Source organism: Mycobacterium sp. TH-M103 (assembly GCF_057473785.1).
In genome coordinates, this window is sequence record NZ_JBYCLG010000361.1 from 1 (window position 1) to 9,728 (window position 9,728).

Annotated in this window: 12 protein-coding genes; 5 read left to right on the forward strand and 7 right to left on the reverse strand. The window is 69.6% G+C overall.

Features of this window, described 5'->3' with window-relative positions; all coding sequences use genetic code 11:
- Positions 1–188 (forward strand): zinc-binding dehydrogenase (locus AC2VOR_RS19955; RefSeq protein ID WP_486964377.1); only part of this gene is annotated, 188 nt, incomplete at its 5' end.
- Here the strand turns inward: AC2VOR_RS19955 and AC2VOR_RS19960 are convergent.
- Entirely contained in the window at positions 178–2,058 is a 1,881-nt protein-coding gene (locus tag AC2VOR_RS19960; RefSeq protein WP_486964378.1) for an alkyl/aryl-sulfatase, read from the reverse strand. The genes AC2VOR_RS19955 and AC2VOR_RS19960 overlap by 11 nt on opposite strands.
- Before the next feature lie 135 nt (positions 2,059–2,193).
- Between AC2VOR_RS19960 and AC2VOR_RS19965 the strand changes: the two genes are divergently transcribed.
- The gene (locus AC2VOR_RS19965; RefSeq protein ID WP_486964379.1) at positions 2,194–2,676 is read left to right on the forward strand and encodes a lipoprotein LpqH; all 483 of its coding nucleotides are present in this window, start codon (positions 2,194–2,196) and stop codon (positions 2,674–2,676) included.
- On the opposite strand, the gene AC2VOR_RS19970 is transcribed toward AC2VOR_RS19965, so the two are convergent.
- The 5 genes from AC2VOR_RS19970 to AC2VOR_RS19990 form a co-directional block, all read right to left on the reverse strand.
- The gene (locus tag AC2VOR_RS19970) at positions 2,673–4,184 is read right to left on the reverse strand and encodes a sensor histidine kinase (protein ID WP_486964380.1); all 1,512 of its coding nucleotides are present in this window, start codon (positions 4,182–4,184) and stop codon (positions 2,673–2,675) included. The two genes, AC2VOR_RS19965 and AC2VOR_RS19970, sit on opposite strands and share 4 nt — an antisense overlap.
- Positions 4,162–4,866 (reverse strand): response regulator transcription factor, encoded by a 705-nt coding sequence (locus tag AC2VOR_RS19975; RefSeq protein WP_369741379.1) that lies wholly within the window; start codon positions 4,864–4,866, stop codon positions 4,162–4,164. The genes AC2VOR_RS19970 and AC2VOR_RS19975 overlap by 23 nt, the downstream gene beginning before the upstream one ends.
- 148 nt (positions 4,867–5,014) lie before the next feature.
- A complete protein-coding gene (locus AC2VOR_RS19980; protein WP_407686157.1) occupies positions 5,015–5,170 on the reverse strand; it encodes a hypothetical protein in 156 nt (51 codons plus the stop codon).
- A 22-nt stretch (positions 5,171–5,192) separates the two neighbouring features.
- The gene (locus AC2VOR_RS19985; protein WP_407686156.1) at positions 5,193–5,435 is read right to left on the reverse strand and encodes a hypothetical protein; all 243 of its coding nucleotides are present in this window, start codon (positions 5,433–5,435) and stop codon (positions 5,193–5,195) included.
- A 97-nt stretch (positions 5,436–5,532) separates the two neighbouring features.
- Positions 5,533–6,477, reverse strand: coding sequence for a class I SAM-dependent methyltransferase (locus AC2VOR_RS19990; protein WP_407686155.1), 945 nt, complete (start codon positions 6,475–6,477; stop codon positions 5,533–5,535).
- A 133-nt stretch (positions 6,478–6,610) separates the two neighbouring features.
- Here AC2VOR_RS19990 and AC2VOR_RS19995 point away from each other — a divergent pair, with 133 nt between their 5' ends.
- From AC2VOR_RS19995 to AC2VOR_RS20005, 3 genes are read left to right on the forward strand one after another with little or no spacing between them, the layout of a single operon-like run.
- Positions 6,611–7,663, forward strand: coding sequence for a phosphotransferase family protein (locus AC2VOR_RS19995; RefSeq protein ID WP_407686154.1), 1,053 nt, complete (start codon positions 6,611–6,613; stop codon positions 7,661–7,663).
- 47 nt (positions 7,664–7,710) lie between these two features.
- A complete protein-coding gene (locus AC2VOR_RS20000) occupies positions 7,711–8,331 on the forward strand; it encodes a hypothetical protein (protein ID WP_407686153.1) in 621 nt (206 codons plus the stop codon).
- 46 nt (positions 8,332–8,377) lie between these two features.
- Positions 8,378–9,115 (forward strand): DUF732 domain-containing protein, encoded by a 738-nt coding sequence (locus tag AC2VOR_RS20005; RefSeq protein ID WP_486964381.1) that lies wholly within the window; start codon positions 8,378–8,380, stop codon positions 9,113–9,115.
- A 7-nt stretch (positions 9,116–9,122) separates the two neighbouring features.
- On the opposite strand, the gene AC2VOR_RS20010 is transcribed toward AC2VOR_RS20005, so the two are convergent.
- On the reverse strand, positions 9,123–9,728 hold a 606-nt coding region (locus AC2VOR_RS20010), incomplete at its 5' end, for a TrkA C-terminal domain-containing protein (protein ID WP_486964382.1).

Sequence of the window (9,728 nt, forward strand, 5' to 3'; positions counted from 1 at the left end):
GCACCTTCATGGCCGACCGGCCCGACGACGCCGCACGTGACATGGCTGAGCTGGCGCAGCTGTTCGCCGCCGGCACGGTCCGGCCCTACATCGGCGCGCGATTCCCGCTGGCCGAAACGGCGGCCGCGTTGCGGCACGTCGCCGACCGCAAGGCGATCGGCAAGGTCGTCATCGACGTCACGGCGTGACGATGTTGAAGGCAGGGTCGGGCTCGTCGAGCACGCCGAGAAACGCCTGCAGCGCCGACTGGTCGCCGGAGATCCGCAGCCCGGGCGAGTCGAAGTCGCCCATCGCGACGGTCAGCAGCCGGAGCTTGCTGCCCACGCTCACGGTCACCGAAGCGGTCACCGGGTCGGCGGCCCCCTTCCGATAGATCAGCACGCCGTTGCGCAGCGTGAGCCGGTAGTTCGCCGCAGGCTCGGCGAACTCGACGTCGAGGTCGAGGTCGAGTCCCCAGGCGCTCGGCCCGTCGACGCGGATGGCCAGGCCGTCGAAGATCTGCTCCGGGGTGAGCTGCGTCAGCAGCGACAGCGACGTCGCGGTGGTGGCGGTGCCGAAGTTGCCGTCGCGCAGTTCGGTTGCGCCGCTGAGGAAGAAGTTGCGCCAGGTCGCGTTCTCCGCGCCGTAGGCGAGCTGCTCGAGGGTGTCGGCGTACAGCTCACGGGCGGGGCCGTGGCCGCTGTCGGTGAACAGCGCGTGATCGAGCAGCGTTGCCGCCCAGCGGAAGTCGCCGGACTCGAACGCCGCCGCGGCCAGCTCGACCACCCGGTCGATGCCGCCCATCGCGGCCACGTAGCGGGGCCCGATCGCCTCCGGGGGATGTGGCCACAGCCGGGCCGGGTTGCCGTCGAACCAGCCCATGTAGCGCTGGTAGACCGCCTTGACGTTGTGGCTGACCGAGCCGTAGTAGCCGTGGGTGTGCCAGGCCCGCTGCAGCGCCGGCGGCATCTGGAACATCTCGGCGATCTCCACCCCGGTGTGGCCGCGGTTCAGCAACCGCAGCGTCTGGTCGTGCAGGTAGGCATACAGGTCTCGCTGCAGCGACAGGAACTCGACGATGCTCTCGCGCCCCCAGGTCGGCCAGTGGTGGGAGGCGAACACCACGTCGGCGCGGTCGGCGAACGTGTCGATCGCCTCTGTGAGGTAGCCCGACCACGCGTGCGGGTCGCGCACCAGCGCGCCGCGCAGAGTCAGCAGGTTGTGCAGGTTGTGGGTGGCGTTCTCGGCCATGCACAGCGCGCGGAAACGCGGGAAATAGAAATGCATCTCGGCCGGCGCCTCGGTGCCGGGCGCCATCTGGAACTCGATCTCCACGCCGTCGAGGGTGTGCTTCTCGCCGGTCCGCCGGATGACCACCGTCGGGACGATGACGGCCACCTCACCGGTGGACGGGGCCTGCCCCAGCCCGCAGCCCACCTGGCCGTGCGGGCCGCGGGGCAGCAGGGTCCCGTACATGTAGGTGGCCCGCCGGGTCATCGCCGGTCCGGCGAACACGTTCTCCTGCACCGCGTGTTCGATGAACCCCTCCGGGGCCAGCACCGCCACCGCGCCGGCGTCCACGTCGGCCTGCGAGGTCACGCCCAGGACGCCGCCGAAGTGGTCGACGTGGCTGTGGGTGTAGATGACGGCGACCACGGGGCGCTCGCCGTCGCGGTGGGCGCGGTACAGTCCCAGCGCCGCGGCGGCCACCTCGGTGGACACCAGCGGATCGATCACGATGATCCCGGTGTCGCCCTCGACGAAGGTGATGTTGGACAGGTCGAGGCCGCGCACCTGGTAGATGCCCGGAACCACTTCGTAGAGGCCCTGCTTGGCGGCCAGGGTCGACTGCCGCCACAGGCTGGGGTGCACCGTCGCCGGCGCGGGGCCGCCCAGGAAGGCGTAGGCGTCGTTGTCCCACACGACGCGGCCGTCGGCGGCCTTGACGACGCACGGGGACAGGGCCGCGATGAAGCCGCGGTCGGCATCGCGGAAATCCGTCGTGTCCTCGAACGGCAGATCGTGTGCGCGATGCGCCGACTCGATGACCGTGGTGGGGGGTTTGTGATTCACGGACAATAGCCTGTCACGTGCAGCAGCTAATGAACACGGAAAGAGTTTCCCCCGGCCCTGGTCTTTGCTCCCGCAAACCCGCATACTGCCCGCACGGTCCCGAAATTCGAAGGACCGTCAACATCGGGCAAAGGAGCACGAGTGAAGCGTGGACTGACGGTCGCGGTGACCGGAGCGGCGATTCTGGCGGCGGGAATTTCCGGTTGTTCGAGCAACAAGTCGACCACCAGCGGTTCCGGGTCCAGCTCGGGGACGAGCGCGCCGGCGAGCGCCACCGGATCGGCCGGCACCAAGGTCATCATCGACGGCAAGGACCAAAACGTCAGCGGCACAACGGTGTGCAGCACCACCGGCGGCACCGTCAACATCGCGATCGGCGGCTCGGCGACCGGCATCGCCGCGGTGCTCACCGACGCCAACCCTCCCCAGGTGAAATCCGTCGGGCTGGGCAATGTCAACGGGGTGACGCTCGGTTATACGCCGGGCACCGGCCAGGGCAATGCCTCGGCGACCAAGAAGGGCAACAGCTACACGATCACCGGCACGGCCACGGGCGTGGACATGGCAAACCCCATGCAGCCGGTGAACAAGCCATTCGAAATCGACGTCACCTGCTCCAGCTAATCGCCGAGCGGTAATCGCACCGTGAATTCGGTGCGACCGGGTGCGCTGTCCACCGTGATGGTCCCGTGGTGCGCGCGGACCACCGCGGAGACGATCGCCAGGCCCAGTCCGGTGCTGCCCCCCTTGCGGGAGCGGGAGGAATCACCGCGCGCGAACCGCTCGAACACCTCCGATTGAAGCGCCGCCGGAATTCCCGGTCCGTTGTCGATCACCTGCATCACGGCGTGTCCGGGTTCGGTGCTCAGCCTCGTCGTGACGATCGTGTCCGCGCCGGTGTGGATGCGGGCGTTGGCGAGCAGGTTCGTGACCACCTGGTGCAGCCGCGCCGCGTCGCCGGTGACGATCACCGGTTCCTCGGGCAGGTCAAGCTCCCATTTGTGGTCCGGCCCGGCGACGTGCGCGTCGCTGACCGCGTCGACCGCCAGCCGCGACAGGTCCACCGGCTCGCGCTCCAGCGGACGGCCGGAGTCCAGGCGGGCCAGTAGCAGCAGGTCCTCGACGAGGCGGGTGATCCGCTCGGTTTCCGACGCCACCCGGCTCATCGCGTGGGCCACCGCCTCGCGGTCGTCCCCCATGCGCTGCGTGAGTTCGGTGTAACCGCGGATCGCGGCCAGCGGGGTGCGCAGCTCGTGGCTGGCGTCGGCGACGAACTGGCGGACGCGGGTCTCGCTGGCCTGGCGCGCCGACAGCGCGGCGGCGATGTGGTCGAGCATCCGGTTGAGCGCCGAACCCAGCTGCCCCACCTCGGTGTGCGGGTTGGCGTCGGGTTCGGGGACCCGCACCGGCAGCTCGACCTCACCGCGGTCCAGCGGGGTTTCGACGACCTCGCGCGCGGTCTGGGCGACGCGACGCAGTGGTGCCAGCGCGCGCCGGATGATGACGACACCGGCGGTCGTCGCGGCGACGAGCGCGATCACGGTGACGATGCCGAGGATGACCAGCATGCGGATCATGGTGGCGTCGACGTTGGACATCGACAGGCCGGTGACGATGATGTCGTCGCCGTTGCGGCTCGGGGCGCCGATGACGCGGTAGCGGCCGAGGCCGTCGAGTTCGAGTGTCACCGGTGTGCGGCTGCCCGCGATGTTCGCGAGTTGCGTTTGGGCGGTGGGGGTCACGTCGGCCCGGGTGCCGCTGGAGGTCAGGTAGCCGGCCTCCACCGTCCTGCCATCGCTGACCACCGCGGCGACCATGCCCGCGGGCTGGCCCGGGGCGTCGAGGAACATGGGCCCGGGCCCGGGCCGCCAATAGCGGTGCATCCACTTCCCGCCGGGGTGGTTCCGTTCGGGATACATCAGCGCCGAGCGGTAGGAGGTCCCGGCGAGCTGCCCGTCGAGCTGGGTCACGAGGTGGCGCAGCAGCGACAGCTCGGTCGCGGCGGTGATCCCGATGCACACCACGGCGAGCACCACGACCTGCCCGACCAGCAGCCGCAGCCGCAGCGACCACACCCGCCGCGGGTTGGCCGACGGTCGCGACCCGCTGCTAGCGGGCCGGCTTGAGGACATAGCCCGCCCCGCGCAGCGTGTGGATCATGGGCTCACGACCGTTGTCGATCTTCTTGCGCAGGTAGGAGATGTAGAGCTCCACGATGTTGGAGCGGCCGCCGAAGTCGTAGCTCCACACCCGGTCGAGAATCTGCGCCTTGCTCAGCACGCGCCTGGAGTTGCGCATCATGAAGCGCAGCAGCTCGAACTCGGTGGAGGTCAAGGCGATCGGCTCGCCGGCGCGGGTGACCTCGTGGCTGTCCTCGTCCAGCACCAGGTCACCGACCACCAGTTGGGCGCCACTGTCAAGGGTGGTCACCCCGGTCCGCCGCAGCAGCGCCCGCAGCCGCAGCACCACCTCTTCGATGCTGAACGGTTTGGTGACGTAGTCGTCGCCGCCCGCGGTCAACCCCGCGATGCGGTCTTCCACCGCGTCCTTGGCGGTCAGCAGCAGCACCGGCAGCTGCGGATTCTCCTCGCGCAGTTTGCGCAGCACGTCCAGCCCGCTCATGTCGGGCAGCATCACGTCGAGGACGACCACGTCCGGACGCTGGGCGCGCGCGGCCGCCATGGCCGAGGTCCCGTCTCCGGCGGTGGCGATGCTCCAACCCTCGTATCGCAGTGCCATCGCCACCATCTCGGCGAGGACGGCCTCGTCGTCGACGACCAGCACGTTGATCGGGTTGCCGTCGGCGCGGCACATGACGACCCGCTCTACCGAGGCCCTGGGCTGCGTCACGAGTTCCAGTATGCGCGGCCGCCTGAGCCGCCGCTAAGGCGTTGCTATGCGCGGGCTGTGAAACAAAATCGCGTGACCGCGAAGCGGTCACGCGATCTTGTTCGGTGAATGTCTAGTACCAGTAACGCCGGCCCGCGACGGGGCGGCCCACCGAGCCCATGATCCACAGCACGGCACCGATCACCAGCGCGACGATGCCGAGCGTCCACAACAGAGAAATCTTGAACACGAACCCGAGAATCAGCAGCACCACACCTAAGACGATCATTTCGACTTCCTTCGGTTGAGGGTTAGGACACCGGGGTCGCCGGCATCGAACTGGGTTGCGGTATGCGGCAGTCCTTGACCTTCGGATCGACGCCCGCGTAGTTCAACGGCCCCGCCAGAACCGTCAGCGCGACGTTGCCCGCCGTGACACAGCTGGTCGACCCGCCCGTGAAGTAACCGCGCTGCCATGTCGCGATCACTCCGATGACCAGCCACACCAGGACAACCGCGCCGATGATTCCGCGACCGCGCATGGGGACCTCCACTGTGCTCGAGAGATCGATTTCCGTACGCCCACCAATACCCGTTCGACGTATGTCTAAACCTCGCCGGGACGCCCGGCGAGTTAGCCAGAAGGGCCCCTCAGCCCGCCCGGCGCTGCGCCGACACGAAAAGCGTTGGCGGCATCGAGTCCTCGGCGCCCCGCGGGATGCTGCGCCCGTACCGGGCCATCAGCTCCGGGAAGGTCTGCGCCGAGGTGTCCCAGCCGTGCTCGCGCAGCCAGCGGTCGACGGCGGTGCGCTCCTCCGGGTACCACAGTTCGTCGAAGTCGGTGATCTCGGCGTTGACCAGCCTGGCGGCCGCGGCGCGCATGCGCTGCATGTCCGCACGCTGGCGCCGCACCAGTTCCGGGTCGGTGAACCCCTCGCCGGGCACGTTTGAGGCCAGCCAACTGCCCGGGGCACTGAGCTCGTGGATCCGCTCGAACAGCAGATCCTGGGCCTGGGCCGACAGGTAACGGACCAGCCCCTCGGCCGACCACACGCTCGGCTGCGACGGGTCGAATCCCGCCTCGCGCAGCGCCTTCGGCCAGTCCTGGCGCAGGTCCACCGGCACGTTCACCAACTCCGCCGCCGGGCGGGCGCCGTGGCCGCGCAGGGTGTCGGACTTGAACTCGAGCACCTTGGGCTGGTCCAGTTCGTAGACCACCGTCCCGGCGGGCCACGGCAGCCGCCAGGTGCGCGCGTCGAGGCCGGCCGCCAGGATCACCACCTGCCGGACGCCGGCGTCGGCGGCGGCGAGGAAGAACTGGTCGAAAAACGCTGTCCGCGTAGCCATGAAGTCGATCATCAGCTGAATCCGCGTCCGCACTTCGGGCTCGAGCTCGACGGCCTTGGCCAACAGCTTGGGGTCGGCGTAGATGCTCCACATGCCCTCGCCGGCGGCGTCGACGAACACGCGCGCGAACGGGTCGTTGATGAGCGGGTTGTCGCTTTCGGTCTCCGCGGCGCGGGCCGCGGCGACACCGAGCGCGGTGGCTCCCACGCTTTGGGTGATGTCCCAGGAATCGTTGTCGGTACGCGCCATCGCCAGTTCCCTTCCCAGCCCGCAAGTAAGTTAGTTCTACGCACTATTGTTCCAGCCGCCGCGGGGCCGGGGCGTCCGGCGCCGGTGGCCTACGCTCTTTCCCAGGGGCCCCACAGGTTGGCAGAGGAGCGCCATGACACCCACGCCGCAGGACAGTCCTGTGGACCTCGATGCCGTGGCGCAGTGGATGACGGGGCGCGGGCTGGGCGAGGGCCCCCTCGAGGACGTCTCGCCCGTCACCGGTGGAACGCAGAACGTCATGCTGCGGTTCACTCGCGCCGGCCGACCCTACGTCCTGCGGCGCGGACCGCGGCACCTGCGCCCGCGCAGCAACACCGTGATCCTGCGGGAGACGAAAGTCCTCGCGGCACTGGCTGGGTCCGACGTCCCGCACCCGCGCCTGATCGCCACGTGCGACGACCCCGGCGTCCTCGGCGACGCGGTCTTCTACCTGATGGACCCGGTCGACGGGTTCAACGCCGGCGAGGGGCTGCCGCCGCTGCATGCCGGTGACGCCGGCGTGCGGCACGGGATGGGACTGTCGATGGCCGAGGCGCTGGCCAGGCTGGGCGCCGTCGACCACGTCGCCGTCGGCCTCGCCGACTTCGGCAAGCCCGACGGCTTCCTGGAACGGCAGGTGCCGCGCTGGCTTTCGGAGCTGGAGTCCTACCAGCAGTACGAGAACTACCCGGGGCCGCAGATCCCGGGGGTCGACCGGGTCTCGGCGTGGCTGGACGGCCACCGGCCGGCGAGCTGGACGCCCGGCATCATGCACGGCGACTACCACGCCGCCAACGTGATGTTCTCCCGCACCGGACCCGACGTCGTCGCCATCGTCGACTGGGAGATGTGCACGATCGGCGACCCGCTGCTGGACCTGGGCTGGCTGCTGGCCACCTGGCGCCAGCCCGACGGGACCAGCGTGTTCAGCCACGCGCTGGGCGGTCACGACGGGCTGGCCGCCACCGGCGAGCTGCTCGCCCGGTACGCCGCCAACACGACTCGCGACCTGTCGCACATCACCTGGTACACCGTGCTGGCCTGCTTCAAGTTGGGCATCGTGATCGAGGGCACCCTGGCCCGGGCGTGTGCGGGCAAAGCCGAGAAGCAGGTCGGCGACCAGCTCCACGCGGCCACGGTCCACCTGTTCGAGCGGGCGCTCGCCCTCATCGACAGCGGGTCCTGATCGACAAAGGGTCCATATCCGGGCGTTGTCCAGCTAACCTTCAACGTGTGGAAGTCGGGGACTCGGTGAGGCGCTCGCTGGACCATTGGGAAAGGCGTGAATGGGATTCGGCGATGAACCACGCCTGCAACGCTCTCGCCGAGACCGCGGCGCGGCGATATCCGCAGCAGGGGCTGGCAGCCAGGTTCAAACGTACGGTACGTGACTCGCTCGACATCTTCGGCGCGATGGCGGCACCCGGCATCGACTTCGACCAGAGCCGCTTTCCCATACCGGTGCGGTCGGACCTGCCGGACGGCCGTCCCGACATCGCCGACGTCTTGTACGGCGCTCACCGATGGAGCCACGGCCACGTGGAAGAGCTGCCCAACGGCTTCGAACTGACCCCGGACGGACCACGGCCGCGGGGAGTGCACATCTGGCGGGAGGGCAAGATCGAGCTCCCGGCGTCGGTGGTGATCGGCCTGCTGGCGATCGCCGTGTTCGCGCCGGAGAACAAGGGCGAGGCCATACCCGACGGCTACCAGCTCAGCTGGTACCAATACGTCTTCATCATCTGCCTCTGGTGGGGCTGGCAAGACCACTTCCGCGAAATCATCGGCACCGCCCGCCCGTCCGCGGCGACCCTGGATTTCGGCGAGGCCTGGGCCACCTGGGCGCCGGTCTGAGTACGAGGACTTGTGACAACCCCGCCGCCCCCGCAGACTGACTGACATGCGCGATCGCGAGACGATCGACTCCGAATTGCGGCTCCTTGCCCTGGGGCGCCGGTCGATTCGCGAACAGGGCGGTCAACCGTCGACCCAGCGGGTCGACGAACTGCTCGACGAACGCCTGGGCCACCTCCCGGCGGCGCCGGGCGGCGTCATCGCACCTGCCGGCCCGGTCGGGCGGCGCCGCAAGAGCGCGCTGCGCCGCTTCGGTCCCCTGGCGGTGTTGCCGCTGTCTCTGCTGGCGGTCGTGGCCGCGGTGGTGGTGATCCTCGCGGGCCGCGAAGCACCGCCGGCGGCGGAGCCGGCCGAGACCACGCCGCGGACGGCGCCACCCGCCCCGGCCATGCCGACGAAGGCTCCCGCCTCGACGTCCGGCATCGCCGACAAGGCGCTCACCGACGCGCTGCAGCAGCAAGGCGTGCCCGTTCCCGGACGCGACTACGTCGCCACCCAGGGGCATGCCGTCTGCGAATTCCTGAAGAACCGACCCGACTTCGCCGACGCCGTCCGCTTCGTGCAGCGATCGTCGATCTGGGACGCCGACCAGAGCACCGCAGTCACCGCCGGCGCGATCGTCTCCTACTGCCCGCAGTTCCATCCCGCAAGCTTGGGCGAGACGCAACCGGGCCTGGACAAGGCGCTGTCCGACCTGCAGGCCATCGAGGGCAAACTGCAAGGCATTCAAGGCGATCTGCAGGGCATCGAGGGCGATCTGCAAGCCCTGCCGGGCCACCGGTAAGCCGGCGTCACCCGCGAGCGCCGCCGCGGACCGCGTGTCGGTCCACCGCACGGGCGTGGGATTCGTCGCCGTCGGCGATGCCGCGGTGGTCGAGATCGGTGATCGCGTCGGTGTGGCCGTAGAGCACCACCACGTCGCCGCTCGCCAGCCGGCTGCCCGGGACCGGACACGCCACGTCGTCGCCGCCCTTCCGGTTGATCCGCAGCACCAGCAGGCCCTCGTCCGGTAACCCGAGTTCCTCGAGTGTGCGCCCGGTCACCCAGTCGTCCGCGGCGATCGCCAGCTCGCTGACCACGTATCCGCCGCCGAGCTCGGCCAGCACCGTCGAGTCGCGGCCCGCCAGGTCGGTCCAGCGGTGCAGCGCCCGGCCGATCAGCCCGGTCAGCCAGCGGTTCACCCGGGGACTGCGGGACAAAAGCACCAGCACGATCAATCCCGCGGCCAGCTCGATGACCCGCATCCACGAGGCCCCCGTGGCGCCGCCCCGGAAACCGAGGATCAGCGAACTCGCGGCCGCGACGAAGCCGATGTTGCCGACCAGCATCAGCAGCATCACCACCCGGCGGCGCAGCGGATGCGACACCACGACCTCGGACTCGGTGGTGGTGAAGCC

Coding starts and splice junctions, on each gene's coding strand:
- AC2VOR_RS19970 (WP_486964380.1), bottom strand. CDS start 4,184: ATGTCCTCAAGCCGGCCCGCTAGCAGCGGGTCGCGACCGTCGGCCAAC.
- AC2VOR_RS19975 (WP_369741379.1), bottom strand. CDS start 4,866: ATGTGCCGCGCCGACGGCAACCCGATCAACGTGCTGGTCGTCGACGAC.
- AC2VOR_RS19980 (WP_407686157.1), bottom strand. CDS start 5,170: ATGATCGTCTTAGGTGTGGTGCTGCTGATTCTCGGGTTCGTGTTCAAG.
- AC2VOR_RS19990 (WP_407686155.1), bottom strand. CDS start 6,477: ATGGCGCGTACCGACAACGATTCCTGGGACATCACCCAAAGCGTGGGA.
- AC2VOR_RS19995 (WP_407686154.1), top strand. CDS start 6,611: ATGACACCCACGCCGCAGGACAGTCCTGTGGACCTCGATGCCGTGGCG.
- AC2VOR_RS20005 (WP_486964381.1), top strand. CDS start 8,378: ATGCGCGATCGCGAGACGATCGACTCCGAATTGCGGCTCCTTGCCCTG.